This is a genomic window from Amycolatopsis sp. cmx-4-61, assembly GCF_046548775.1.
Taxonomy (GTDB): Bacteria; Actinomycetota; Actinomycetes; order Mycobacteriales; family Pseudonocardiaceae; genus Amycolatopsis.
The window spans coordinates 95154-120334 of the sequence record NZ_JAEBEI010000017.1 but is presented as its reverse complement, the minus strand read 5'-3'; the positions used below and the strand labels follow the sequence as shown (position 1 = coordinate 120334).

Here is a 25181-nt window from a genome sequence, read left to right as displayed (position 1 = left end):
GCTCTCGATAATGGACAGGTGTCAATAAAAGGGCAAGTGTCGAGGACCGGGCCGTGCGAGGATGCGGCCATGTCTTCGACGATGCGAGCCTTCGTGCTCACCGGTCCGCGGGCGGGCTCGGTGCAGGAGGTCCCCGCGCCGCGGGCCGTGCCGGGTGAGGTGGTCGTCGACGTCGAACGCGCCGGGGTGTGCGGCACCGACGTCGAGTTCTTCACCGGCGAGATGGCCTACCTCCACCAGGGGCACTCGGCGTACCCGATGCGGCTCGGCCACGAGTGGGCGGGCACCGTCACCGCGGTCGGCGACGGCGTGGACCCGGCCTGGCTGGGCCGGCGGGTCATGGGCGACACCATGCTCGGCGACCGGACGTGCCGCCGCTGCCGCCGGGGGCACCAGCACACGTGCGAGCGGCGCCAGGAGGTCGGCATCCGCGGCGGCCGGGCGGGGGCGCTGGCCGAACGGCTCGCCGTGCCCGCGTGGTCGCTGCACGCCCTGCCCGAGCCGGTGGACGCGGTGCTCGGGGCCCTGGTCGAACCGGGTGGCAACGCCCTGCGGGCGGCCCGCGCGGCCGGCGTGGGCCCGGGCGACCGGGCGCTGGTGCTCGGACCGGGGACGATCGGGTTGCTCACGGCGATGTTCCTGCGCGCGGCGGGCGCCGAAGTGCACCTGATGGGCGTCGGCTCGCTCGGCTTCGCCCGCAGCCTCGGCTTCGCGCACACCTGGACCCGGGAAACCCTGCCCGCCGTGGCCTTCGACGCGGTCGTCGACGCGACCGGCGCCGCCGCTTCACCCGCGCTGGCCGTGGAGCTGGTGGAGCCCGCGGGGCGGGTCGTCTACATCGGACTGTCCGGGGCGCCCAGCCGGCTCGACACCCGCGCGCTGGTGCTGAAGGACGTCACCGCGGTCGGCGTCCTGTCGGCGTCCCCCGGGCTGGCCGAGACGATCGCCGCGTACGCGAGCGGATCGGTCGACCCGCGGCCGCTCGTCGCGGCGACCGTGGGGCTGGGTGACGTCGGGGCGGTGCTCGCGGGCGAGCGGACCGGCGGCGCCGGTCCGAAGGTCCACATCGACCCGCGCCGCTGAGCGGTCAGAGCTGCGCGAAGAACTCCAGCAGGGCCGGGTTGACCTCGTCCGGGCGTTCCATCTGCACCCAGTGCCCGGCGCCCGGCACGTCGACGACACCGCGCAGGTCGGCGGCGGCCGCGGCGATGCGGCTGCTGTCGGTGAACGCCCGGGTGAGGTCGCCGTCGCCGCACAGGTAGAAGGCGGGCCGGGTGATCGGCGTGTCCCGCCACGCGGCGAGGAGCTCCCAGTTGCGGTCGATGTTGCGGTACCAGTTCAGCCCGCCGGTGAACCCCGAGCGCCCGAACGCCTCGACGGCGGCGTCGACGTCCTCGTCGCTCAGCCAGGACGGCAGCGTTTCCGGCTCGGTGAACCGGTCGAGGAAGCCTTCGCCGTCCCGGACCACGGGAGCCTCCGCGCTCCCGCCGAGCAGCTTGCGGAACGTCGTGCGCAGGTCCGCGCCGAACTCGGCCTCCGCGACACCGGGCTGTTGGAAGTAGAGCTGGTAGAACCCGTCGCCGAACCGCTCGCGCAGCAGGCTCAGCGGTGGCGCCGGGGCCCGCAGGGCAGGCGGGACGCTGATCCCGGCGACGCCGCGGACGACGTCCGGGCGCAGCAGCGCGGTGTGCCACGCGACCGGGGCGCCCCAGTCGTGGCCCACCACGATCGCCTCCCGCTCGCCGAGCGCGTGGATCAGCCCGACGACGTCGCCGACGAGGTGCAGCAGCGTGTACCGGCCCGGGTCCTCGGGACAGTCGGTGCCGCCGTAGCCGCGCTGGTCCGGCGCCACGACGTGGTAGCCGGCGTCGGCCAGTGGCCCGAGCTGGTGCCGCCACGAATGCGCTGTCTCCGGCCAGCCGTGCAGCAGCAGCACGAGCGGGCCGGTGCCCTGCTCGGTGATCCGCATGCGCAGGCCGCCGACGTCCACGGTCCGGTGTGTGGGCATTCGTCTCCCCGTTCGCCGTTGTCCATTCCGGACCGTACGGGAGGGCGCGGCCGGCGGGACGCCCGCCGGAGCCGTTTCCGCAGCTGGCGGAACCGGCGCGGTGAGGGGTTTCTCAGCCGGCCCCGCCCGGAAGCGGCGAAGCGAGCGTCGTCGGTCGGGTGCGGCCGCGCAGGGTGACGTCCTCGGTCGCCGTCCAGCGGGCGGCTTCGGCGGCGGCCGCGGCCTGCACCGCCGTCCACGAGGCGAGCAGGCGGCCGGGCGCGTGCTTGGCCAGTTCGGTCAGCCGCGCGGCTTCGTTGACCGGATCGCCGATCACCGTGTATTCGAAGCGGCGCGGGTCGCCGACGTTGCCCGCGACCGCGTCCCCGGTCGCCACGCCGATGCCGGCCGGGCCGTCCGGCACCTCGGCGGCCAGCCGGCGGGCGATCGCGCGGCCGGCGGCCAGCGCGCAGGTGGCGTGGTCGCGCAGCGGCGCGGGCGCGCCGAAGACGGCCAGTGCGGCGTCGCCGACGAACTTGTTGACCAGGCCGTGGTGACGGTCGACCTCGTCGACCACCACCGTGAAGAACCGGTTGAGCAGGCCGACGACCTCCTCCGGCGGGCGGCTCGCGGCCAGCGCCGTCGACCCGACGAGGTCGACGAACAGCACGGAAACCGTGCGGACCGTGCCGCCCAGCTCGGCCGACGTACGCATGGCCGCCACCGCGACCTCGTGGCCGACGTGCCTGCCGAAGAGGTCGCGCAGCCGTTCGCGTTCGGCCAGCCCGGCGGTCATGTCGTTGAACCCGGCCTGCAGCAGGCCCAGCTCGGTGGCGTCGTAGACCGGGATCCCGACGGTGAAGTCCCCGGCGCGGACGCGCGCGAGCGCGTGGCGGACCGAGGAGATCGGGTTGACCACCGAGCGGGCGGTGAACACGGTGACCAGCAGCCCGAAGCACAGCACGACCAGCCCGAGCGCGATCACCGACACGGCGAGCTTCGTGGGGGAGACGTCGCCGCGCACCCAGGCCAGCACCGCGGTGACCACCAGCCCGGCCACCGGCACCCCGGTGCCCAGGCACCAGAACAGCAGCATCCGCCGGTTCACCCCGCCGTGGACCGGCCGCGGCGGCGTGGTGCCCGCCAGCGCGAGCGCCGCGTACGGCCGCATGGCGAACTCGCCGAACAGGTAGGCGATCGCGCAGACGACGACCGCGGCGAAGGCGACCACGAGCAGCTCGGTGAGCACGACTTCCGGCTGCACCACCGCCGCGAGCCCGCCGAAGAGCAGGGTCGCGATACCCCACAGGACGGCCTGCACGAACGTCAGGCGCAACGGGACGCGCAGGCTCGCGGCGCGCTCGCCGTCGCTCGGTTCCCGGCCGTCGGCCGCCCAGCGCAGGGTCCGGAGGGCGCCGCGGGTGCCCCACAGCGTGCCGGCGACCACCGCCGAAACGACGTACACGGGTACTGCGACCGCGGTGACGCGGACGAGTTCGCCGGACATGCCGGGGGCCGGCATGAGCAGCGCCGCGAGCCCGACCACGACCAGCGCGCCGATCACGTTGGTGGCGATCAACGCGGCGGTGAGCAGGCCTTGGACGCGCCGGCGCAGCGCGGTGGCGTTCTGGTCGAGCGGCCCGAGCAGGCCGGAGCCGAACGGCTCCGCCGGGGCGCGTCCTGGGATCACCATCCGAGTGTACGGTTGTTCACTGAACTTCCCGCAGACGGGTGCCGGAGTATGTGTTACGGTTGGTAACAGTGAACTTGGGTAACACCTGACGAGGAGGTCGGTCGTGACGAGCATCAGCGAATCGGGCGTGTCGGACCGGGAGACCGTGGCGCGGCGGCTGCTCGACTCGTCGGAGCAGCTGTCCTACGACCCCGTCAGGGAGGTCGACTGGGAGACGCCGCTGGACACGGACTACCACGGCGCGAGCCCGGAGTGGAGCACGCTCTACGGCACCTCCTACTGGGCCGACATGACCCCCGAGCAGCAGCGCGAGCTGACCCGCCAGGAGGCGGCGTCGGTGGCCAGCACCGGGATCTGGTTCGAAATGATCCTGCAGCAGATGGTCCTGCGCGACTTCTACGCCAAGGACCCCACCGACCCGGCGTTCCAGTGGGCGCTGACCGAGATCGCCGACGAGTGCCGCCACTCGATCATGTTCGCCCGCGGCGCGGCGAAGCTGCGCGCGCCCGCCTACCGGCCGCGCCGGTTCGTCGTCGAGCTGGGCCGGGTGTTCAAGGCCACCGCGACCGGCGAGGCGGCCTACGCGGCCATCCTGGTGGCCGAAGAGGTCCTCGACGTGATGCAGCGCGACTGGATGCGCGACGAGCGCGTGGTCCCGTTCGTGCGCACCATCAACAACATCCACGTCGTGGAGGAGTCGCGGCACATGAAGTTCGCCCGCGAGGAGACCCGCGAGCGGCTGCGCGGCGCCGGCTGGGTCCGGCGGCAGGTCAATGGCCTGGTCGTCGCGATCGCGTCGTACTTCATCGTGACGAGCATGGTGAACGCCAAGGTCTACGAGAACGCGGGCCTGGACGGCAAGCGGGCGCGGCGCGAGGCGAAGGCGAACGAGCACCACAAGTCGATGCTGCGGTCCAGCTGTGCCGGGCTGATGGAGTTCCTGCACTCGGCCGGGCTGCTGACCAAGCCGTCGCTGTGGTTCTACAAGCGCGCGAACCTGATCTGACATGGCGTTCGCGATCACGCAGACCTGCTGCGCCGACGCGACGTGCGTGTCGGTCTGCCCGGTCAACTGCATCCACCCGACGCCGGACGAGCCGGACTTCGGGACGACGGACCTGCTCTACATCGACCCGGCCACCTGCATCGACTGCGGCGCCTGCGCCGACGCCTGCCCGGTGGACGCGATCTTCCCGGCCGGCGACCTGACCGGGCCGCTGCGGGCGTACGAGCAGCTCAACGCCGACTACTACGCGGGCCGGGACGTGCTGGCCGAGGTCTCGGCGGCGCCGAACTTCCACCGGTGGGCCCCGCCGTCGTTCGCGCGCGTGCTGCCGAGCGACTTCGCGCCCCTGGACGTCGCCGTCGTCGGCACCGGCCCGGCGGGCATGTACGCGGTGGAAGACCTGCTGCTGCACACGAACGCCCGCGTGACGCTCGTCGACCGCCTGCCGGTGGCCGGCGGCCTGATCCGCTACGGCGTCGCCCCGGACCACCCGTCGACGAAGAAGATCGGCGAGACGTTCGCGCGGTTCCACGACCACCCCCGCCTCCGGCTGCGGCTGGGCGTGCCGGCCGGTCCGGAACTGGCCGACCGGCACGACGCGGTGATCTACGCGGTCGGCGCCACCGAAGCCCGCCGCCTCGGCATCCCGGGCGAGGACCTGCCCGGCAGCCTCCCGGCCGCGACGGTGGTCGGCTGGTACAACGGCCACCCGGACGTCGAGCCCGACGCCGTCGACCTCTCGGCGGACCGCGTGGTCGTCGTGGGCACCGGCAACGTCGCCCTGGACATCGCGCGCATCCTGACGGCGGACCCGGAGGCGCTCGCGGAGACGTCGATCGCACCGGAAGCCCTGACGCGCCTGCGGTCGTCGAAGGTCCGCGAGGTGGTGCTCCTGGCCCGCCGGGGCCCGGAGACGGCGGCCTACACGCGCCCGGAACTGCTGGCGTTGGCGGCCCGAGGCGGCTTGGTGGTGGACACGCACGACCCGCGGATCCCGGCGGCCATCGACGGTGCGGAGCCGGGGGAGAAGGCGGCGTGGCTGCAGGGGGTGCCGCGGGAGCGGGTGGACTGGTCGGGACCGCCACCGGAGGGCCGCCGCATCGTGCTGCGGTTCCACTCGGCCCCGGTGGCCTTCGGCGGCGACACGGAAGTCCGCGCGGTGGTGGCATCGGGCCCCGAGGGTGACGTCGAGATCGCGGCGGGCCGGGCGATCCGGGCGGCGGGCTTCCGCGGCGTCGCGGTGCCGGGGCTCCCGTTCGACGAGGAGGCGGGGACAGTCCCGAACTCGGCGGGCCGGGTCCCCGGGCGCCCGGGGGTGTATGTGGCGGGCTGGATCAAGCGCGGGCCCTCGGGCGGGATCGGCGCGAACAAGGCGTGCGCACGGGAGACGGTGGGGGCGCTGCTGGAGGACGTGGTGGCCGGCCGGTTGTCCGTGCGGCGCAAGGGTCTGCGGGGGAGACTGCTCCGCCGCGGGTGAGTTGCTGCGGCCGGAAACCGCGGGTGGGAAACGGTTTCCGGCCGCAGCTTCGGGCGTTGCCAGTGGCACCGGTGCGGGCCGGTCGTCCAGCCCGGCAAGCGTCGTCCGGCGCCGCCCGCAGCGTGCCGTCCGGCGCGAATCCGCGCCCGCCACCACCGGTGGCGAACCCGCCGTGGGCGACTTCGAGGGTCACCCAGACGGGTGTCCGCGACCGGGGTCCGCGAGCCGATTCCAGGGACCCGCCGGCCATGCCGTCGAGCACCGCGCGCCGGCGCCAGCGCGGCCGGCCTTGGCGCGGGCGCGCCGGCGGACCTCGGCGTCCGGTGTGGACGAAGCCGTGCGCTGCTGTGGTGCCCGCGCGGCAGTTCGCCGAGCGACATGGACACCGCGGTGGCCCGCGGGGGATGGGCGTGCACGACCGCGCCCGCAGCGGCATAGATCCCCAGGTGCGCAGGCGCCAGGTCCGGCCGGACACCCGCGCGCCGCGCGTCTTCGTGCACCGAACTGCCGACTGCCACGGTCCGCGGCTAAAATAAATCCGAATCAAAGTCACGTTCAGGTTGGGGACGGGATGACCGAGAGCCGGCTGCGCCGGGTGCCGCGCCAGGCGCGTTCGCGCGAGAAGGTGGCCAAGGTGCTCGCGGCCGCCGACCGCCTGCTCGGCGAGGAAGGCGTCGAAGCGCTGACGACGACCCGGGTCGCCGCCGAAGCCGGGATTTCGGTGGGCGCCCTGTACCAGTACCTGCCCGACCGCGCCGCGATCACCGAGGCGCTGGGCGAGCTCTACCTCGGCCGCCTCGAAGACCTGATGGACTCCTTCGCCGAGCAGGCGGCGCGCGAAACCTGGGCCGATCCCGTCGGCCTGCTCGTCGACGCCTTCGCCGGCCTCTACCGCGCGGAACCCGGCTTCCGCGCGCTGTGGTTCGGCCGCGGCCTCACCGACGGAACCCGCGAGGCCGACCTCGCGCACAAGCGCGTGATGGCGACCGGCGTGCACCGCATCCTCGTCGCCCAGCAGCTCCTGCGCGACGACTACGAGGCGGCGGTGGCGTGCCGCACCGCGTTCCTCGCCGCCGACGCGGTGATCCAGGAAGCGTTCCGCGGCGACGGCGCGCCCGAACTCCTCGAGCCGGTCAAGACGATGCTGCGGGCCTACCTCGGGCAGCAGCCCCGGCCGTGACTCCCGTCGTGGCGACGAGGAACTCCTCGCCCCGCACGATCCGCAGCCCGTCGGTGCGGTCCGCGAAGTAGCGCGCGTCCAGTTCCGCTCCCGAAACGTGGGCGACGCGGGGGAACCCGGCCTCGCGGGCCATCGCCAGCAGCTCCTCGGGCGCGAACGAGCTGACGAACGGCGTCCCCGCCGCCTTCGCCTTGCTCGCGATGGCCCGGTGGCGGGCGCGCTCGCCGTCGTCGAGGAGCTCCGCCGGCAGCATGAACGTCATCGCCAGCGTGGATCCCGGGGCGAACCCGGCGATCCGCCGCAGCGTGGCCGCGTTCGCCGCCTTCGTCAGGTACATGCTGACCCCGGTGGACGCGACGACCGCCGGTTCGTCCGCCGCGAAACCCGCGGCCGCGAGGCGCTCCCACCACGACGCCGTCTCGAAGTCGACCGGCACGAAGTGCAGCCAGTCCGGCACGCCGAGGCCGAGTTCCGCCAGCCGCGCCCGCTTCCAGGCCTGCGGCCCCGGCTGGTCCACTTCGTACACTCGCAGGCGGGCCGCGATGTCCGGGCGGCGCTGGGCGAAGGTGTCGAGCCCGGCCCCGAGGATCACGTACTGGCCGACGCCCCGCGCGGCTTCGGCGGTGACCAGGTCCTCGACGAACCGCGCGCGGGCCACCATGCCGGCCCGGTAGCGGCCGGCGGTGGCCGGGTCCATGTCTTCGCGGTCCCGCCAGCCGTCGCCCGGGTCCGCCAGGCGGAGGCCGAGGTCGTCGGCGAACACGTGCGGCGGCGGATCGACTTCGACGTGCAGCGCCCGCCACAGCGCGGTCCGCACCGCCGTGCTGTCCGGCGTGGCCACTCCTCAGGCCTTTCCGGGCGCCGACAGCGTCCACGTCCGCCCGTCCGGGTCGCGGACGGTCATTTCCCGGGTCCCGTAGTGAGTTTCCTCGAACGGCGTGACCACTTCGACGATGTCGCCGGCCTCGAACGCGTCCGCGTCCGGGACCTTGAACACGATCTGCGTGAGCGGCTCCCGGCTTTCGGGCACCTCGGCGATGAACAGCCAGGGGCCGTCGCCGTTGCGCAGCTGCCCGGAGTTGTGGTCGGTCGCGAACTCGAGCTGGTACCCCAGTGCCTGGAAGAACTTGGCCGCCTTGCCCCAGTTGTGCGTCTCCAGGTACATCGCCTCGACGCCCTCGGTCGTCATGTCAGTGCTCCTTCTCGGGTTCGGTTGCGAGGTAGGCGCGCAGCGCGTCGGCGACGAGCGCCGAGAGCGACCGCTCGGTCTCGATGGCCCGGTGCTTCACCTGCCGGATCAAGCCGATCGGCAGGTACACGTTGAACTGCTTGACGTCGTCATCGCCCACATCCCGAGGCTAGCATGCTAGCATGCTAGCATGCTAGGTGCGCAACACTGCCGGCCGCGACGGCCGCCTCAGCCGAGCCAGTGCGACAGCGGCAGCGCGGGGACCCGCCGGCCCCGGTGGCCGGTCGTCTCCCGGCCGGCCACCAGGGCGTTGAGCACCGCCTCTTCCACCGCCTGCACGACCGCCTCGAAGAACGGGTCGATCCGGCCCCACGGCACGAACCGCAGGCTCTCGTATCCGGCCGCGGCCGTGCGGGGGAACGTGCTGGTCAGCGCGCCGGGGTTGGCCGTGCTGAAGGCGAGGAAGAGGTCGCCGGAGAAGTGCGAGCCCGTGGTGCCCGTGCGGGCGAGGCCGAGCGGGACCCGGCGGGCGAGCGCCGTGCACTGGCCCGGCAGCAGGGGTGCGTCCGTCCCCACGACGACGATCACCGAACCCGCGCCGGCGGGGGCGGCCGCCCAGTCCGCCATCGGGTCGTCCGCGGTGAGGGACCGCCCCACCGGCGAACCCGCGACGGTGAGCTCGCGCCGGCTGCCGAAGTTGGCCTGCACCAGCACGCCGACGGTGTACTCGTCCGCGCCGTGGGCGACGACCCGGGACGCGGTGCCGGTGCCGCCCTTGAAGCCGTAGCACGTCATCCCGGTGCCGCCGCCGACCGAGCCTTCGGCGACCGGGCCCGGACGGGCCGCGTCGATCGCCGCCACCGCGTGTCCACTGTGGAGCGTCGGGGCGTTGATGTCGTTGAGGTAGCCGTCCCACGTCTCGGCGACCACCGGCAGCAGCCACTCGGCCGCGACGTCGGGGCGCTCGCGGACCACCCAGTCGATCACGCCGCGGTGGGCCGGCCCGACGGCGTGGGTGTTGGTGATCAGCACCGGCAGGGTCAGCGATCCGGTCTCGGCGAGCCACGCGGTGCCGGTCATCTCGCCGTTGCCGTTGAGGGCGGACGTCCCGGCCGCGCACGGCACCGCGAAGCCCGCCCGGCCGCGGGGGAGGACCGCGGTGACGCCGGTGCGCACCGACTCGCCCTCGACCAGCGTCGTGTAGCCGACTTCGACACCGGGGACGTCGGTGAGCGCGTTGTGCGTGCCGGGCCGGCCGGGCAGCGCGAGGCCCAGGTCGCGGGCACGGGTCACGACGGGTCCTCCAGTGCGCAGGCGGTCCGGGCGTAGGACAGCAGCATCGCTTCCGCGGTGGCCCGCTCCAGCGTCGGCACGGCCTGGGTGAGGTGCAGGCCGTAGCCGTCTTCGAGGGCGACGAGGTTCCGGGCGATCGAGACCGCGTCGGTGGTCAGGGTGAACTCGCCGGTCGCCGCGCCGGCCTCGAGGATCCCGGTGTAGATCCGGACCTGGCGTTCGTAGAGCGCGATGTGCCGGGCGGCGTAGGCGGGGTCGCGGCGGGCGATCGTGCCGAGTTCGTAGAGCAGCACGCACAGTTCGTCGTCCGGGCCGGCCGGCAGGCCGCTGCGGATCGTGGCGACGAGCCGTTCGGCCGGCGTGCCGCTCCGGGCGGCTGCTTCCCGCTGCGTGCAGAAGCGTTCGACGGCCTCGCGCTGCACCTCCTGCAGCAGGCCGGCCAGGGTGGGGAAGTAGTAGAGCACCGTGCCCGACGACAGCCCGGCGCCGTCGGCGATGTCCCGCAGTTTCAGGTCGAGGACTCCGCGCTCGACGACGGCGCGCCGCGCCACGGCGATCAGCTCGGCCCGCCGTTCTCCGGCCCTGCTCGGTCGTGCCATGCCGGTCATTGTTCGAAGGATCTTCGAGAAAAGCAAGTACTTGACTTGGGCGTTGCATAAGCCTTTGATCCGTGGTCACCCGGGTTTGTCGAAGGAGCTTCGAAGAACTGGAGGCCCGATCGTGCCCACACCGGCGCTGCGCCGCGGACTGCGGACCCTCGGCACCCTGCTCATCACGCTGTCGGCGATCAGCCCCGCGTCGTCGGTGTTCATCATCGCGCCGGGGGTGCTCACCGGCGCCGGCACCGGAGCGTTCCTGAGCTTCGCGGCCGCCGCCGTCGTCGGCGTCTTCATGGCGTTCGTCTACGCCGAACTGGCGTCGGCGTTCCCCGTGGCCGGCGGCGAGTACGCGATCGTCGCGCGCACGCTGGGCCGGCTGCCCGGGTTCGCCGTGCTGGGCCTGATGCTCATCACGCAGGTGCTGATCGTCGCGGTGATCGCCCTGGGCGTCGGTACCTACCTGGGCGTGCTGTGGCCGGGCCTGCCCGGGCCGACGGTGGCCGCGGTGACGTGCGTGCTGGCCGCCGTGGTCGGCGTGTTCGACATCAAGGTGAACGCCTGGGTCACCGGCATCTTCCTGGCCATCGAACTGCTGGCGCTGGTGGTCGTGAGCGCGCTCGGCCTGCTGCACCCGGCACGGCCGTTCACCGACTTGGTCGTCCACCCGGTCGCCGCGGACGGCGGCCCGGCCACCGTCGGCGCCATCGCGATCGCGATGGCCGTGGCGATGTTCGCCTACAACGGCTACGGCTCGGCTGGACCCGGCGGTGGGCCGGCCGAGCCTGCTCGTGACGGCCGGCATCGTGGTGCTGGCGGCGGCGTACTACGGCGTCGTGCTGCGCCGGCGCGGCGGCTGGCGGCTCGCCGAGGTTGCCGAAGAGCCGCCGGAGCGTGCCGGTGACCCGGAGGCCACCGGCACGCCGACCGATCAGAAGCCGTAGATCGTTTCGACGGCGCGCTGCTGGTTCGTCGCCACGAGGCCGTTGGCCCACAGCGAGTTCACCCGGGAACGCTCGGTCGCGTTCGGGTAGGCGTTGGTGCACGACGGGCCGGGGCCGCCACCCGACATCAGTTCCGAGCACGGGCCCGAGTAGTGGTCGGGCAGCCCGAGGGCGTGCCCGGTCTCGTGCGCCGCGATGCGGGTCGGGTTGTACTGGCGGGCCTGGGTGTAGTCGATGAAGATGGTGCCGCTGCCGTGCCCGTTGGTGGAGGCGTAGGAGCCGCGGGGGTCGTTGCCCTCGGTGTAGCGCAGGCTCGCGCCACCGGAGTTGCGCTCGACCAGCCGGACGTTGGTGACGCTGTTGTTCCAGTTGGCGGCCCCGGCGTTGATCACCGAGCGGAACGACGGTGCGCTGGAGGTGCTGTAGTAGACCGTGGTGACGGCGGCCTGCTGCTCGGTGGCGGCCGACGCGGTCCCCGCGGCGAGCGGGGTGACGGTCAGGGCAAGCGCAACGGCGCCGGCCAGGGCGAACTTCCTCGACATCGCAAAGACTCCTCGTGGGGGACGGGGATTTGCCGGAATTGCGCGCGCTGTCGAGAATTTACCCGTAAGACACCTTCGCCGGAGCCGACTAACGTAGGGCGCGGGAAGTGGTGATTTCCCAACACCAAAGTCGGGTTGACACCGGGGCCGGACGATCACCCGAGGGTCAGGGCGAGCAGTTGCCGCTCCAGCTTCCGCGCGGCGGCGACGTCGAGGCCCACGCCCCACAGCGGTGCCGTGCTCGCGCCGTCGGCCGCGGCCACCACCAGGGTCACCACGTCGGGCGGGAGGCCGTCGTCGTGGAGTTCGCGCTCCCACCTGCGGGCGTCCGCGCGGGCGAGCTCCGCGACCTCCGGGATGGAGATCAGCAGGGCGATCAGGGCGATGTTCTCGCGGACCGCGACCTCGTCGTGGGAGGTGTCCAGCGACGCCCGGACGTACGCGCGCGTGAGCCGGCCGGGGGCGGTGTCGGCCGGATCGTGCGCGGCTTCGACCTCGGTGCGGAACGCGTCCAGCAGGTCCTGGGCCAGCGTGCGCACCAGCGCGTCCTTGGCCGGGAAGTGGTACAGCAGCCCGCCTTTGGACACGCCGGCCGCGCGGGCGATGTCGTCGAGCGAGGCCGACACGCCGCGGCTGCGGATGACCGCCGCGGCGGCGTCGAGCAGGGTGCGGCGCGTCTCCTCCGGGCTGCGCCCGGCCTTGCGAGGCATGCTCAGTCCTTTCCGGACGGAATCGTACGCCAGGCGATCACCGCGGCGACGGCGGTGACGGCGGCCGCCGCCAGCGATGTCACCTGCATGGCGCCGGTGAACGCTTCCCGGGCCGCGTGGGCGAGTTCCGCGGCCGGGTCCAGCACGCTCGCGGCGCCGGCGAGGGAGTCGCGGACCTCGCTCGGCACCGGGCCGGGCGGCAGGAACGCGCGGTAGACCACGTTCACCAGCGAGCCGAGGATCGCGATGCCCAGCGCCGCACCGAGTTCGTACGCCGTTTCGGAGATCGCCGACGCCGAGCCCGCCTTGTCCTTCGGGACGGCGGACAGCACCGAATCGACGGTCAGCGTCAGCGCCAGCCCGACGCCGAGCCCGACCGGCACCAGCGTCAGGCCCAGCCACCAGTACTGCGGCGCCCGTTCGGCGAGCGAAACCAGCGCGAGGCCCAGCGCGGCGACGGCGAGGCCCGCCGCCACCGCCCGGCCGCGGCCCAGCCGTCCGGCGACCACGCCGACCGCGGCCACGACGACGATCGAGGCCAGTGTCGCCGGCATCTCCGCGAAGCCGGCCTGCAGCGGCGAGAACCCGCGGACGAGCTGCAGGTACTGCGAGAAGAAGAACAGCAGGCCCATCAGCGCGAAGACCGCGATGAAGTTCGCCAGCACCGCCCCGCTGAAGGCGCCGTTGCGGAAGAGCGTGACGTCGATCAGCGGGTCGGCCGCCCGGCGCTGGCGGCGGACGAACAGGACGCCCGCGAGCAGCCCGATCAGGGCAGCGACGCCCACCCGCAGGTCGAAGCCCGCGCTGACGGCGTGCTTGACCGCGTAGACCAGCGGGACGATCGCCGCGAGCGACAGCGCGGCCGACAGCAGGTCGAACCGCCCGGGGTTCGGGTCACGCGATTCCGGCAGCAGCCACGCGCCCGCGACGAGGAAGACGACGACGATCGGCACGTTGATCAGGAACACCGAACCCCACCAGTAGTGCTCCAGCAGCGTGCCGCCGACCAGCGGGCCCAGCGCGATGCCGCCGCCCGAGCCGGCCGACCAGATCGCGATGGCGCGGGTGCGCTCGCGCGGGTCGGGGAACAGCGTCCGGATGAGCGACAGCGTGGACGGCATGATCGTCGCGCCGGCGACCCCGAGCAGCAGCCGCGCGACGACGAGCACCCCGGCGGTGGGGGAGAAGGCGGCCAGCGCGGAGGCGAGCCCGAACGCCGCGGTGCCGATGAGCAGCACCTTCTTGCGGCCGAAGCGGTCGGCGAGGTTTCCGGCCGTGACGAGCAGCCCGGCCAGGGCCAGGGAGTAGACGTCGCCGATCCAGAGGATCTCGGTGGCGGTCGGCGCGAGTTCGCGGGTCAGCGACGGCACCGCCAGGTACAGCACGGTGCCGTCGACCGCGAGCAGCAGCACGGCGCCGACGAGGACGCCCAGCGCCGCCCAGCGGCGCCGGGGGCTCAACAGCGAGGCGGAAGTCGGCAGGGTGGCGGTCATGGCACTTACTATACCGTCTGGACGGTATAGTAACTCTGGTGAGACCGGTCACGGGTAAGCTGGAGAGACCGGAAGGGGTGCGTGTGACGGCGGAGGAACTGATCATCGAATTCGCCTTGACGCGCCTGGACCACCCGGACCTCGACTTCGAGGAGATCGCGGCGCTGGTGGTCTGCCGCGGCGGCCCGGAGCGGGAGCTGGAGTTCGCGTCCCGGAACCTGGCCGACCGCGGCGAGCTGCGCGGCCCGGCGTTCCGCACGGCGGTCGAGTACGTGCTGCGGGTGGTGCTCACCCTGCGGGGACCGTCGGACTAGGTCCACCGCCGGCGAGGAGCGGCCCCCTCAGTCGCCGCCCGCGGCCGGGCGCAGGCCGCGGCGGTCGAACACCAGCTCGCGGGCCGTCTCCAGGGCGGTGGCGATCGCTCCGGCCAGCACCGCGTCCTCGCCCAGCTGGCCGGCCACGATGTCCGGCACCGCCGGGATCGTCGCCGCCAGGGCCCGGCGCATCGGTCCGGCCAGCAGGTCCGCGTTGCCGCCGATGCCACCGCCCAGCACGATCAGGCGCGGGTCGAGGACCGCCGTCACCGCCGACACCACGTACGCCAGCTTCTCGGCTTCCTCCTCGACGACCCGCACCGCGCGTTCGTCGCCCGCGCGCGCCAGCCGGAACACGTCCTTCGCCGACTTCGCCTTCGCCAGCCCGAGCGAGCGGGCCGCGGCCAGCACCGCGTGGCCCGCCGCCGCCGTCTCCACCGGGCCGGGCCGCCGGACGGCAGCACCGGACGGCGCCGAGCCGGACGACGCCGAGCCGGACGACGGCGAGCCCGACGGCAGCGGACCCGACGACAGCGGCCCGAACGGCAGGTCCGCGATCTCACCCGCCGCGCCGTGCGCGCCCCGGAACAGCTTGCCGTCCACCAGCAGGCCCATCCCGATGCCGGTGCCGACGGTCAGGCACACCAGCACGTCGACCCCGAGCGCCGCGCCGAGGGCGTGCTCGCCGACCGCGCACAGGTTCGCGTCGTTCTCCACCACCACGTCCGACCCCGCGGCGGCCAGCGCCGAGACCAGCTCGTGCAGCACCCCGCGCCGCTCCCAGCCCGGCAGGTTGGGCGCGCGGTGCACCGTGCCGGACGCCGGGTCGGGGACACCCGGCGTGCCGACCACCGTCGACACGACGTCGTGCGGCCGCAGCCCGGCCGAATCCACCGCGCGGGCGACGGATTCGCGCACCGTGCGGACCAGCGCACTGGCCGAGCGGCACCGGTTGGGTTCGTCGAGCCGGGCGACGATGCTGCCGTCGAGGTCCGCGACGGCCACCCGGAGCACGCGCCGCCCGATGTCGACGCCGACGACGTGCCCGGCGTCCGGCGCGGCCCGGTAGACCACGGCCGCGCGGCCCGGGCCCGCCAGGCTCCGCCCGGTGGCGCGGACCAGTCCGTGCTGTTCCAGGTCGAGCAGCGCCTGGCCGACCGTGGGTTTGGACAAGCCGGTGTCGGCGGCGATCCGGGGCCGGGTCGCTTCGCCCCGCCCGCGCAGCCGCTCCAGGACAAGCCGCTGGTTCAGTGCCCGCATGTGTGCCGGGGTTCCGGCCGGTGGCCCGTTTTGCCCCACACGTCCTCCTGAGTTGCCGCAACTTTACCGGCGGAACCCTTTCGACCCCGCGCGTTCTATGTTAAGAAACTTTACTAACTACTAGTCGGAGGCACGTCGTGAGTTCACCCACCCGGTCCGGGGAACCGCCCGCCCTGGAGCGCAGGATCGGCCCGCTGCAGGCCACCGCGATCAACATGACCCAGATGTGCGGTATCGGCCCGTTCGTCACGATCCCCGCCATGGTCGCCACCATGGGCGGCCCGCAGGCGATGTTCGGCTGGATCATCGGGGCGATCGTCGCGCTGGCCGACGGGCTCATCTGGGCCGAGCTGGGCGCCGCGATGCCGGGGGCCGGTGGCACCTACCTCTACCTGCGCGAAGCGTTCCAGTACCGGACCGGGCGGCTGATGCCGTTCCTCTTCGTCTGGAGCGCGGTGCTGTTCATCCCACTCATCATGTCGACCGGCATCATCGGGCTCGTCCAGTACCTCGGCTACCTGATCCCCGGCGTCACCGACGACGCCGGCACGACGCCGCTGGGCAAGATCATCGGCGTCGGCATCACGCTGGTGATCATCCTGGCACTGTTCCGGAAGATCGGGCAGATCTCCAAGCTCACCACGGTCCTGTTCGTGGTCATGCTCGCCGCGGTCCTGACGACGATCGTCGCCGCGTTCTCCCACTTCAGCGCGGCGCAGGCGTTCGCCTTCACCCCGGGCGCGTTCGGCTCCGCCGGTGCGGGCACCTTCTGGGGCGGCCTCGGCGCCGGTTTGATCATCGCCATCTACGACTACCTCGGCTACAACACCTCCGCCTACCTCGGCGGCGAAGTGCGCACCCCGGGCCGCACCCTGCCCCGCTCGATCATCTTCTCGATCCTCGGCATCATGGGCCTGTACTTCCTGCTGCAGGTCGGCGTGCTCGGCTCGATCCCGCTGGAGCAGCTGAAGGAGGCGAAGTCGGTCGCTTCGTCGGTGCTGGAACAGGTCTGGGGCACCGGCACGGCGAAGGCCATCACCGTGCTGATCGTGATCGCCGCGATCGGGTCCGTCTTCGCCGGCCTGCTCGGCGGCTCGCGCGTGCCGTTCGAAGCCGCGCGCGACAAGGTGTTCCTGCCCGTGTTCGGCAAGCTGCACCCGAAGCTGCACCTGCCCACCGCCGGCGTGCTCACCATGGGCGCGATCACGATCCTCGGTTCGCTGTTCACCCTGACCACGGTGATCAACGCGGCGGTCGCGACCCTGGTCATCATCCAGTCGCTGGCCCAGGTGGCCGCGATCATCGTGCTGCGCCGCCGCCAGCCGGAGCTGAGGCGGCCGTACCGGCAGTGGCTCTACCCGGTGCCGACGATCGTCGCGCTCGTCGGCTGGGTCTACATCTACGTTTCGGCCGACTGGCTTTCCATCTGGCTGTCGCTCGGCTGGATCGCCGTCGGCGCGCTCGCCTACCTCGCCTACGCCAAGGCCGAACGCACCTGGCCGTTCGGTCCCAAGGAGATCAAGGAAGCCTTCGCCACCGAACCGGAAGGGGCTCAGGCATGAGCCGGAAGCTCGCGGTCTTCGCCGCGCTGCTCCTCGTCCCCGGGGTGCTCGGCGCGGCCGGGCCGGCCGCCGCGCAGGACACCCAGGCCGTCGCGAAGCCGCACGGGTTCAGCACCATCGGCCTGCAGGGCTGGCAGGTCCTGACCACGGCGAGCGTCAAGGACGGCGGCGAGAGAGTCTCCACGCCGGGATACGCCACCCGAGGCTGGCTGCTGGTGAAACCGGACGACGCCGGCGCGCCCGGCACCGAGATCAACGCCCTGGTGCAGAACGGCAAGTGCCCGGACGTCTTCTATTCGGACAACATGCGCAAGTGCTTCGGGTACGTCGACAAGCTCGGCCCGGTCGTGACGAAGCCGTTCTCCGACCCGTGGTGGTACCGCACCGACTTCACCCCGGACTTCCGCCCCGGCCAGCACGCGAAGCTGACCATCCCGGGCATCGTCGGCGAGGGCGACGTGTGGGTGAACGGCTCGCTCGTCGCCACGAAGGACATCGTGAGCGGCGCGTTCGCCGGCCACACCTTCGACGTCACCAAGCTGGTGAAGTCGGGCCGCAACACCCTGGCGATCAAGGTGTACCCGAACAACCCGCTCAAGATGTACACCCTCGACCAGGTCGACTGGAGCCAGATCCCGCCGGACAACGACACGGGCATCCAGTTCCCGCCGACCCTGCAGGTGTCCGACGCGCTGACCGGGGACAACGCCCACGTCGTGCAGGACAACGCGCCCGACCTGTCCAGCTCGAAGCTGACCGTGAAGCTGGACGTCACCAACAACGCGGCCACGCCGCAGACCGGCGACGTCGCCGCGACGATCACCCCGCCCTCGGGCGCGCCGATCGTCGTCCAGCAGCGCGTCACGATCCCGGCCGGCACCAAGCAGACGGTCGTCTTCGCGCCGGTGAAGATCGCCCACCCGCAGGTCTGGTGGCCGTACTCGATGGGCGGCCAGCCGCTGTACACGCTGACCACCGCCGTCTCGCAGGACGGCGTGCTCTCGACGTCGTCGAAGAGCACCTTCGGCATCCGCACGGTGACCTCGCGGCTGGTCGGGAAGTCGGCGCCGCTGCCGGACGGCGCGCGGCAGTTCACCATCAACGGCAAGGACTTCGTCTTCCGCGGCGGCGGCTTCGCGCCGGACCTGTTCCTGCGCTACGACCAGGCCGACACCGCGCACCAGATCGCGCTGATCAAGAACCTGGGCCTGTCCGGCGTCCGGCTCGAGGGCCACGACATGCCGCCGGATTTCTACGACCAGGCCGACCGCGCCGGCCTGCTGGTCATCGGCGGGTTCCTCTGCTGTGACGCCTGGCAGCCCGACACCGCCGAGCAGCTCGGCCGGCGCGACCTGCGGATCATCCACGACTCCTCGGTGAGCATCGCGCAGCGCGAACGCAACCACCCCAGCGTGTTCAACTACGGCTGGAGCGACAACGAGCCGTTCCCGAACCAGGAGCAGGCCGTCCTGACCGCGTTCCGGCAGGAGGACTTCCAGGTTCCGGTGATCGCTTCGGCGGAGTACAAGAGCACGCCGACGCTGGGCAACTCGGGGGAGAAGGAGGGCCCGTACGACTGGGTCCCGCCGTCGTACTGGTACGACAGCTCGCACTTCGACGCTTCCGACGACAGCCGCACGAACGCCGGTGGCGCGTGGGGCTTCGCGAGCGAGCAGAGCGCCGGGCACACCGTGCCGACGCTGGACTCGATCAAGCGGTTCCTCTCGCCCGCCGAGCAGGCGAAGCTGTGGCAGGACCCGGCGTACAACCAGTACCACGCGAACTTCGAGCCCGGCCACGGCGGTTACGCGTTCGGCACGCTGTACACGCTGGACCAGTCCATCCTGCAGCGGTACGGGAAGTGGAACTCGCTGAAGTCCTATGTGGACCTGGCCAACATCGCGAACTACGAGAACACCCGCTCGCAGTTCGAGGCGTTCCTGCACCACTCGACGGACAAGGCCAACCCGGCGACCGGCGTCGTCTACTGGCAGCTGAACAAGGGCTGGCCGACGCTGCTGTGGTCGCTCTACAACGACGACGGCGACCAGCCGGGCGCGTACTTCGGCGCGCAGAAGGCCAACAAACCGCTGCACGCGCTCTACGGCTACGACAACGGGTCGGTCACCCTGGACAACCTCGGCGCGGCCACCCAGTCCGGGCTTTCGGTGCGGGCCCGCGTCATCGACACCGCGGGCAAGGTGCTCGACGACCAGACCGCGTCCGGCATCAGCCTCGGCAGTCAGGGTGTGCGCACCGGGGTCCTGAAGCCGAAGGTGCCCGCGGAGACGAAGGCTCCGGCGCCCGCGCAGGTCTACTTCGTCGAGCTGCAGGTCACCCGGGGCGGGAAGGTCGTCGACCGGAACGTCTACTGGCTCTCGACGCAGAAGGACGTCGTCGACTGGGCCAAGACCCTGGGCAACCCGCAGGCGACGCTGTCGCAGTACAGCAACCTGCAGGCGCTGCAGAACCTGCCGAAGTCCCAGGTCGGCGCGGTCGCCTCGACCCGCCGGGACGGGACGGCCCTGGTCACCACGGTGACGGTCACGAACACGGCGAAGACGCCGGGCGCGGCGTTCTTCCTGCGGGCCGACGTCCGCCGGGGAACGCCGGACGGGCGTGAAGCGCCGGGGGACAACCAGCTCGCGAACGCGACCTGGGACGACAACGACATCACGCTGTGGCCGGGCCAGTCGCAGACGCTGACGGTCCGCTACCCGGCGGCCGACCTGTGCGGCGCGGCACCGGTGATCAGCGTCGACGGGCTCAACACGGGCCGGATCGTGGTCCGGGGGACAGGAGGGGCGCACGCGTGAGCGGGGAACGGATTCTCGGGATCGACTTCGGCGGCACGAAAGTGGCGCTGGGGCTCGCCGACCGCGACGGGACACTGCTGGCGACCCGCCGGCTGGACACCGACGCGCACGCGGGGGCCGAGCAGGTGGTGGTGCGCGCGCTCGCCGCGGCCAGGGCCCTCCTGGCCGACGAGGGCGCGGTGGCCGCCTGCATCGGCGTCGTCAGCCCGGGGATCGTGCTGCCGGACCGCATCCTGCTCGCGCCGAACGTGCCCGGGTGGGAGGAACTGCACCTGGCGGAGCTGGTGGCCGCGGAGTTCCCGGGCGTGGCCATCTCGGTGGGCACGGACGCGAAGGCGGCGGCGCTGGCGGAGTGGCGCTGGGGCGCGCTCGCCGGGGCCGACCCGGCGGTGTTCCTCTCATTGGGCACCGGCATCGCGGCCGCGGTGCTGGTCGGTGGCCGGTTGCTGACCGGCGCCAACGGAGCTGCCGGCGAGATCGGGTACAACCTGCTCTCGCCGCAGGACACCGAGGGCTTCGCGAGCGGAGCGGCGCCGCTCGAGGAAGCCGTCGGTGGGCGTGGGCTGGGCGGCCGGGCGAGCGAACTGCTCGGCCGCCCGGTCACCGCCGGGGAACTGTTCGCGCTGGCCAAGGAGAACGTCGAGGCCAAGGAACTGGTGACGGCCGCGCTCGACGAGCTGTCGATGCACGTGGCCAACCTGGCGATCGCCCTCGACCCGGAGCGCATCGCGGTCGGCGGCGGGCTCGTGCGCTCGGCGGACGTGCTGCTGCCGGCGCTGGCCGACCGGCTCGCGCACGCGGTGCCGTTCCCGCCCCAGCTCGTTCCCGCCCGGTTCGACCAGGACGCGGCCCTGCTGGGCGCGGTGGCGCTGGCGCTGGGCGGTTAGCCTTCCGGGTGGTGTGCCGGTGCCCCGACCCGGTGCACCACCCGGGTTTCACGCCCGGGCCGCGGCGACCTCTTCGGCCTGCCGGAAGGCGGCGGGTGACAGCTGGAACCACACGAGCACCGCGCTGGCGGCCTGGATGCCCGCGGCCACCACCCACACCCCGCGGATGCTCCAGTGCGCCGCGACCAGGCCGCCGGTCAGCGCACCCAGCGGCGTCAGGCCCCAGGCCAGCGCCCGGTGGCTGGTGAGCACCCGGCCCAGCAGCGGCGCCGGCGTGAAGCGCTGCCGGCTCGACTGCGAGCAGACGTTCCAGATCAGCACGGTCGCCGTCAGGGACACCAGCACGAGGCCGACCAGCGGCGGCCACGGCGGGACGACGGCGATCATGAGCGTCACCACGGCCCCGAAACCCTGCGAGAACCGCATCGACCACGAGTAGCCGAGCCGGTCCACCACCTGCTGCACCACGAACGACGACGCGACCCAGCCGACGGCGAAGCAGGCGAGCAGCAGCCCGTAGCCGACCGGGCCGACGTGCAGCACCTGTGTCGCGTAGAGCACGAACATCGAGTTGCCGGCGCTGGCGGCGAACGAGCCGAGGGCGACGTTGATCGTGATCGAGCGCAGCAGCGGCGTCCGCACCAGGTGCCGCAGCCCGCCGGAGAGGTCCCGCAGCGGGTGCGTCGACGCCGCCACGACCGACTGCGAGGGGATCCGGTGGGCCAGCGCCAGGGCGCCGAGCGCGCACACCACGGCCAGCCAGGCGGGCGCCCCGCCGCTCACCGCGATCAGGAACCCGGTCAGCGGCGGTACGACGAACCGCACGACACCCTGGTCGATCACGGTGAGCCGCGCGTTGGCGTGGGCGAGCCGGCCGGGGCCGACGACCTCCGGGACGAGCGCGCCGCTGGCGCCGTCCCCGAGCACCCGCGCCGAGGTGACCACGAAGGCGACGACCAGCAGCACGGGCAGGCTGAGCAGTCCGGCGGAGGCCACGGTGGCGAGCACGACGGCGGCCGCGGCCAGCACGGCGTAGGACCAGGCCAGCACGGTGGTCCGGCGCACCCGGTCGATCAGCACCCCGGCGAACAGGGACAGCAGCAGCCACGGCGCTTCCCCGACGACGTTGATCAGCGACACTTCGCGCGGATCGGTGGTGACGGACACCGCGAGCAGGGGGAGCGCGGCCAGTACCAGGCCTTCGGCGGAGGAACCGGACACCGCGACGGCCTGCAGCCGCACCCACCTGGACGCCATGATCCCCCACCTTGCCGAACGGGCCGGTGAATGCCAACCGAATTGCCGGGCGGCGGCCGGCGCCGACCTCGACGCGGCCGAGCCGCGCGCGGCGGCAACGACCTGCGTCCCTCCGGCGAGCACACCGGGTACGTCGTGCTGGACCACCGGCTGTCCGCCACGACCTGGATCAGCGGCGCACCCGGGTCGACTCGCGCACGACCAGCTCCGGGGTGAACACCACGGCCTGCCGTTCCGGTTTCGCGTCCGACGTCTCGGCCAGCAGCAGTTCCGCGGCCGTGCGGCCGAGGCGGCGGGCCGGCTGGCGGACCGACGTCAGCGGGACGGCCGCGGCGCCCGCGAACTCGATGTCGTCGTAGCCGACGATCGCCATCTCGTCCGGGACGCGGACGCCCGCGCCGACCATCGCCTGCAGCACACCCAGGGCGAGGAGGTCGTTCGCGCAGAACACCGCCGTCGGCCGCGGGCTCGTGCCGAGCAGGCGCGCGCCGGCGTCGCGGCCGGAGGAGACGTCGAGCCCGATCGCTTCCAGCACGGTGAGTTCCGCGCCCGAGCCGGCCAGCGCGTTGCGCAGCCCCCGCTCGCGGTCGCGGCACTGGGTGAGGATGGGGGGACCGTTGACGAACGCGATCCGCCGGTGCCCGGTCTCCAGCAGGTGCCGTCCGCCGAGCGCACCGCCGGCGACGTCGTCGACCGACACCGAACTGGCCTCCGACGCCGGGACCTTGCGGTCGACGAAGACGTACGGCGTGCCGGTGCGCCGGAACGTCCGCAGGGCCTCGCCGGAGGTCGCGACCGGGCTCAGCAGCACCCCGCGGACCCGCTGCTCGGCGAACATCGCCAGGTAGGACGCCTCGAGTTCGGAGCGCTGCCCGCTGTTGCAGGTGATGATGTTGAGGCCTTCGGCGTGCGCGGCCTCCTCGGCCCCGCGGGCGACGTCGACGAAGAACGGGTTCCCGAGGTCGAGCACGAGCAGCCCCAGCACGCGGCTGCGCCCGGCCCGCAGCTGCCGGGCGGACTCGTCGCGGACGTACCCGAGCTCCTCGATCACCGAAAGGACGCGGCTGCGCGTCGCGGCCGCGACGACGTGCGGCCGGTTGACCACATTGGACACCGTGCCGATGGAAACGCCCGCCCGCTTGGCGACGTCCTTGATGCCGACCACCGGACCCCCTCGCTGAGACGGCCGAGCCTAGCACGGTATGAAACGTTTCAGACGACGATTACCGACGTTGGTCGGATGCGCGCGCCGCTAGGCTCCAGCCGGGTGGGCCTGCCGCTGGGAGGAGTCCGGGTGCGGATCTTCACGATCGTGCTGTCACTGGTGCTGGCCTGGGTGCTCTCCGGGGCGGTCGCCTCGGCCGCCCCGGTCCTGGAAGGCGACACCGACAACCCGGTGACCGCGGCGCCCGGCGTCGGCAGGCCCGACACGCCGCACTGCAGCGTCACCCTCGCCGACGGTTTCCGCTCCAATGCCGCCGACGGCAGCCCGCAGTACTACGAAGGCACTCTCACCCCGCCGAAGGCCTGTCCCGGTCCGTGGGCGAAGGTCGTCATGGACCAGACCGTGACCGTGAGCGGGCGGCAATACGACCGGATCGGCGACCTGCGGATCGGCGGCACCGAGGTGTGGTGGGGCACGACCGAGGAGCCCAGCGGCGAGGGCCGCCGCGCGATCACCTACCACTTCGACAAGGACCTGACGCCGTATGCCGCGCTGCTGCGGACCCCGCAGCCCTTCCACGGCGGTGTCGAGAACTACACCTCGGCGGTCTACACCGGCGTCTACGCCCAGACCGTGACGCTCACCTACTACCAGGCGGATCACCGGCACCCCGCGCCCGAGACGCCCGACCACGTCGCCGGGTTGGGGCACGCCGACGCGACCCCCGCCGCGCCGACCGTGCACTTCACCGCGCAGGACCTGCCGCGCAACATCACCCGCGCCGTCCTGGAGGTCACCCTCGAAGGGCACGCCTGCGACGAGCAGTGGTTCGACGACGTCCCCGACGCCGTCGCCGCGAAGTACCCCGCGGCCGGCCTCTGCGGCAAGGGTCCCTACCGCGAGGCGAACTTCGCGATCGACGGGACGGCCGCCGGGAGCGCGTTCACCTTCCCGCACATCTACTCCGGCGGGATCGTGCCCCAGCTGTGGCGGCCGGTCGTCGCGATCGACACGTTCAGCCTGCACTCGGAAAGCTACGACGTCACGCCGTTCGCCGGCCGGCTCGTCGACGGCGGCCGCCACGACCTGTCCTTCTCGTTCCCGGACATCGGCGGCGAGTTCACCGTCGTCCCGACGCTGCTGCTCTACACCGACCACCACGCGGCCCGCACGTCCGGCGCGCTGACCCAGGCCGGCGTCGCGGCGGCACCCGCCCGGCAGACGACGGTCGGGGACATTCCCGGCGGCGTGCGGGTCACGGTGACGGCGAAGCGCGACGACGTCACGGCGGGCTACGTCGACACGTCCGCGGGCCGGGTGCACACGCGGGTCGAGCGCACCCGCGACTACCGCAACACCGACGACGTCACCGGCGGCGGCTTCACCCAGCACGTCGTCCAGGCGGATTCGGGCCAGCAGACATCGGTGTCCACACTGGACGGCCGAGTCCGCTCGGCGGCCCGCCACACCTGGTCCTACCCCCTGACGACCGACGCGACGGCGAACATCACCGACGACCAGAACCTCCGGATCTCGGGTGCGGTGGACATGACGAAGACCCTCGCCGACCTGACCGCCGACGGCCCCGGCTGGCGGCCGGTGCGCGGGTCACGGGAGTGGCTGGCGTCATCGGGTGTGCTGGCCCGCACGAACGGCGTGAACACGGAGGCGGACGGCCGCTCGAAGACGCTGTTCACGGGCACGGACGACCTCGGACGGCCGTACTTCCACTACGTGGCGAGCGAGCACGGGCTGATCACGGAGAACCGGGAGCTGCCGCGGCACCGATAGGGTGCCGGCTCGTGACCGA

General features: G+C 72.8%; 23 protein-coding genes. 10 read left to right on the top strand and 13 right to left on the bottom strand.

What is annotated here, in order from left to right:
- Positions 1-69 precede the first annotated feature (69 nt).
- Complete coding sequence (locus tag ACLJOU_RS35765; RefSeq protein WP_410573690.1) at positions 70-1083, top strand: zinc-dependent alcohol dehydrogenase; 1014 nt, start codon at positions 70-72, stop codon at positions 1081-1083.
- 4 nt (positions 1084-1087) lie between these two features.
- On the opposite strand, the gene ACLJOU_RS35760 is transcribed toward ACLJOU_RS35765, so the two are convergent.
- Positions 1088-2008: an alpha/beta fold hydrolase gene (locus tag ACLJOU_RS35760; protein WP_410573689.1), complete on the bottom strand. Its 921-nt coding sequence runs from the start codon at positions 2006-2008 to the stop codon at positions 1088-1090.
- Positions 2009-2120: 112 nt separating this feature from the next.
- A complete protein-coding gene (locus ACLJOU_RS35755) occupies positions 2121-3680 on the bottom strand; it encodes an adenylate/guanylate cyclase domain-containing protein (RefSeq protein WP_410573688.1) in 1560 nt (519 codons plus the stop codon).
- A 103-nt stretch (positions 3681-3783) separates the two neighbouring features.
- Here ACLJOU_RS35755 and ACLJOU_RS35750 point away from each other — a divergent pair, with 103 nt between their 5' ends.
- The 3 genes from ACLJOU_RS35750 (at position 3784) to ACLJOU_RS35740 (ending at position 7343) form a co-directional block, all read left to right on the top strand.
- Positions 3784-4686 carry an AurF N-oxygenase family protein gene (locus tag ACLJOU_RS35750; protein WP_410573687.1) on the top strand — a complete coding sequence of 301 codons (903 nt, stop codon included), beginning with the start codon at positions 3784-3786 and terminating at the stop codon, positions 4684-4686.
- A gap of 1 nt (position 4687) precedes the next feature.
- On the top strand, positions 4688-6163 hold the full coding sequence (locus ACLJOU_RS35745) for an FAD-dependent oxidoreductase (RefSeq protein ID WP_410573686.1): 1476 nt from the start codon (positions 4688-4690) through the stop codon (positions 6161-6163).
- A 571-nt stretch (positions 6164-6734) separates the two neighbouring features.
- Positions 6735-7343, top strand: a complete 609-nt coding sequence (locus ACLJOU_RS35740) for a TetR/AcrR family transcriptional regulator (RefSeq protein ID WP_410573685.1) — start codon at positions 6735-6737, stop codon at positions 7341-7343.
- Here ACLJOU_RS35740 and ACLJOU_RS35735 read toward each other — a convergent pair.
- The 5 genes from ACLJOU_RS35735 to ACLJOU_RS35715 form a co-directional block, all read right to left on the bottom strand.
- A complete protein-coding gene (locus ACLJOU_RS35735; protein WP_410573684.1) occupies positions 7297-8184 on the bottom strand; it encodes a class I SAM-dependent methyltransferase in 888 nt (295 codons plus the stop codon). The two genes, ACLJOU_RS35740 and ACLJOU_RS35735, sit on opposite strands and share 47 nt — an antisense overlap.
- A 3-nt stretch (positions 8185-8187) precedes the next feature.
- Complete coding sequence (locus tag ACLJOU_RS35730) at positions 8188-8532, bottom strand: VOC family protein (RefSeq protein WP_410573683.1); 345 nt, start codon at positions 8530-8532, stop codon at positions 8188-8190.
- A 1-nt stretch (position 8533) separates the two neighbouring features.
- A complete protein-coding gene (locus ACLJOU_RS35725; protein WP_410573682.1) occupies positions 8534-8692 on the bottom strand; it encodes a CopG family transcriptional regulator in 159 nt (52 codons plus the stop codon).
- Positions 8693-8760: 68 nt separating this feature from the next.
- Entirely contained in the window at positions 8761-9825 is a 1065-nt protein-coding gene (locus ACLJOU_RS35720) for a P1 family peptidase (protein WP_410573681.1), read from the bottom strand.
- Positions 9822-10424 carry a TetR/AcrR family transcriptional regulator gene (locus ACLJOU_RS35715; protein ID WP_410573680.1) on the bottom strand — a complete coding sequence of 201 codons (603 nt, stop codon included), beginning with the start codon at positions 10422-10424 and terminating at the stop codon, positions 9822-9824. The genes ACLJOU_RS35720 and ACLJOU_RS35715 overlap by 4 nt, the downstream gene beginning before the upstream one ends.
- A gap of 121 nt (positions 10425-10545) precedes the next feature.
- Between ACLJOU_RS35715 and ACLJOU_RS35710 the strand changes: the two genes are divergently transcribed.
- Positions 10546-11325, top strand: coding sequence for an APC family permease (locus tag ACLJOU_RS35710; RefSeq protein ID WP_410573679.1), 780 nt, complete (start codon positions 10546-10548; stop codon positions 11323-11325).
- Between the two features lie 27 nt (positions 11326-11352).
- Here the strand turns inward: ACLJOU_RS35710 and ACLJOU_RS35705 are convergent, their stop codons facing one another.
- From ACLJOU_RS35705 to ACLJOU_RS35695, 3 genes are all read right to left on the bottom strand, one after another.
- On the bottom strand, positions 11353-11907 hold the full coding sequence (locus ACLJOU_RS35705) for a snapalysin family zinc-dependent metalloprotease (RefSeq protein ID WP_410573678.1): 555 nt from the start codon (positions 11905-11907) through the stop codon (positions 11353-11355).
- Positions 11908-12062: 155 nt separating this feature from the next.
- Complete coding sequence (locus ACLJOU_RS35700; protein WP_410573677.1) at positions 12063-12617, bottom strand: TetR/AcrR family transcriptional regulator; 555 nt, start codon at positions 12615-12617, stop codon at positions 12063-12065.
- A gap of 2 nt (positions 12618-12619) precedes the next feature.
- Positions 12620-14110 (bottom strand): MFS transporter, encoded by a 1491-nt coding sequence (locus tag ACLJOU_RS35695; RefSeq protein WP_410573676.1) that lies wholly within the window; start codon positions 14108-14110, stop codon positions 12620-12622.
- An 83-nt stretch (positions 14111-14193) separates the two neighbouring features.
- Between ACLJOU_RS35695 and ACLJOU_RS35690 the strand changes: the two genes are divergently transcribed.
- Entirely contained in the window at positions 14194-14424 is a 231-nt protein-coding gene (locus ACLJOU_RS35690) for a hypothetical protein (RefSeq protein ID WP_410573675.1), read from the top strand.
- Between the two features lie 27 nt (positions 14425-14451).
- Here the strand turns inward: ACLJOU_RS35690 and ACLJOU_RS35685 are convergent, their stop codons facing one another.
- Positions 14452-15684, bottom strand: coding sequence for an ROK family protein (locus tag ACLJOU_RS35685; protein WP_410573674.1), 1233 nt, complete (start codon positions 15682-15684; stop codon positions 14452-14454).
- Positions 15685-15821: 137 nt separating this feature from the next.
- On the opposite strand from ACLJOU_RS35685, the gene ACLJOU_RS35680 reads away from it, so the two are divergent.
- The 3 genes from ACLJOU_RS35680 to ACLJOU_RS35670 are packed head-to-tail and all read left to right on the top strand — an operon-like array spanning position 15822 to position 20949.
- Entirely contained in the window at positions 15822-17246 is a 1425-nt protein-coding gene (locus tag ACLJOU_RS35680) for an APC family permease (protein WP_410573673.1), read from the top strand.
- A complete protein-coding gene (locus ACLJOU_RS35675) occupies positions 17243-20062 on the top strand; it encodes a glycosyl hydrolase 2 galactose-binding domain-containing protein (protein WP_410573672.1) in 2820 nt (939 codons plus the stop codon). The genes ACLJOU_RS35680 and ACLJOU_RS35675 overlap by 4 nt, the downstream gene beginning before the upstream one ends.
- Positions 20059-20949, top strand: coding sequence for an ROK family protein (locus ACLJOU_RS35670; RefSeq protein ID WP_410573671.1), 891 nt, complete (start codon positions 20059-20061; stop codon positions 20947-20949). Before ACLJOU_RS35675 ends, ACLJOU_RS35670 begins: the two co-directional genes overlap by 4 nt.
- A 48-nt stretch (positions 20950-20997) precedes the next feature.
- Here ACLJOU_RS35670 and ACLJOU_RS35665 read toward each other — a convergent pair whose 3' ends face one another.
- Positions 20998-22206, bottom strand: coding sequence for an MFS transporter (locus ACLJOU_RS35665; RefSeq protein ID WP_410573670.1), 1209 nt, complete (start codon positions 22204-22206; stop codon positions 20998-21000).
- Between the two features lie 169 nt (positions 22207-22375).
- The gene (locus tag ACLJOU_RS35660) at positions 22376-23371 is read right to left on the bottom strand and encodes a LacI family DNA-binding transcriptional regulator (protein WP_410573669.1); all 996 of its coding nucleotides are present in this window, start codon (positions 23369-23371) and stop codon (positions 22376-22378) included.
- A gap of 129 nt (positions 23372-23500) precedes the next feature.
- Here ACLJOU_RS35660 and ACLJOU_RS35655 point away from each other — a divergent pair, with 129 nt between their 5' ends.
- Positions 23501-25162 carry a peptide-N4-asparagine amidase gene (locus ACLJOU_RS35655; protein ID WP_410573668.1) on the top strand — a complete coding sequence of 554 codons (1662 nt, stop codon included), beginning with the start codon at positions 23501-23503 and terminating at the stop codon, positions 25160-25162.
- Positions 25163-25181 lie beyond the last annotated feature (19 nt).

Bases quoted from the DNA above. Each gene is read 5' to 3' on its own strand.
- ACLJOU_RS35705 (WP_410573678.1), bottom strand. From the start codon at position 11,907: ATGTCGAGGAAGTTCGCCCTGGCCGGCGCCGTTGCGCTTGCCCTGACC.
- ACLJOU_RS35755 (WP_410573688.1), bottom strand. From the start codon at position 3,680: ATGGTGATCCCAGGACGCGCCCCGGCGGAGCCGTTCGGCTCCGGCCTG.
- ACLJOU_RS35715 (WP_410573680.1), bottom strand. From the start codon at position 10,424: ATGGCACGACCGAGCAGGGCCGGAGAACGGCGGGCCGAGCTGATCGCC.
- ACLJOU_RS35745 (WP_410573686.1), top strand. From the start codon at position 4,688: ATGGCGTTCGCGATCACGCAGACCTGCTGCGCCGACGCGACGTGCGTG.
- ACLJOU_RS35695 (WP_410573676.1), bottom strand. From the start codon at position 14,110: ATGACCGCCACCCTGCCGACTTCCGCCTCGCTGTTGAGCCCCCGGCGC.
- ACLJOU_RS35760 (WP_410573689.1), bottom strand. From the start codon at position 2,008: ATGCCCACACACCGGACCGTGGACGTCGGCGGCCTGCGCATGCGGATC.
- ACLJOU_RS35700 (WP_410573677.1), bottom strand. From the start codon at position 12,617: ATGCCTCGCAAGGCCGGGCGCAGCCCGGAGGAGACGCGCCGCACCCTG.
- ACLJOU_RS35675 (WP_410573672.1), top strand. From the start codon at position 17,243: ATGAGCCGGAAGCTCGCGGTCTTCGCCGCGCTGCTCCTCGTCCCCGGG.
- ACLJOU_RS35665 (WP_410573670.1), bottom strand. From the start codon at position 22,206: ATGGCGTCCAGGTGGGTGCGGCTGCAGGCCGTCGCGGTGTCCGGTTCC.
- ACLJOU_RS35765 (WP_410573690.1), top strand. From the start codon at position 70: ATGTCTTCGACGATGCGAGCCTTCGTGCTCACCGGTCCGCGGGCGGGC.
- ACLJOU_RS35730 (WP_410573683.1), bottom strand. From the start codon at position 8,532: ATGACGACCGAGGGCGTCGAGGCGATGTACCTGGAGACGCACAACTGG.
- ACLJOU_RS35740 (WP_410573685.1), top strand. From the start codon at position 6,735: ATGACCGAGAGCCGGCTGCGCCGGGTGCCGCGCCAGGCGCGTTCGCGC.
- ACLJOU_RS35685 (WP_410573674.1), bottom strand. From the start codon at position 15,684: ATGCGGGCACTGAACCAGCGGCTTGTCCTGGAGCGGCTGCGCGGGCGG.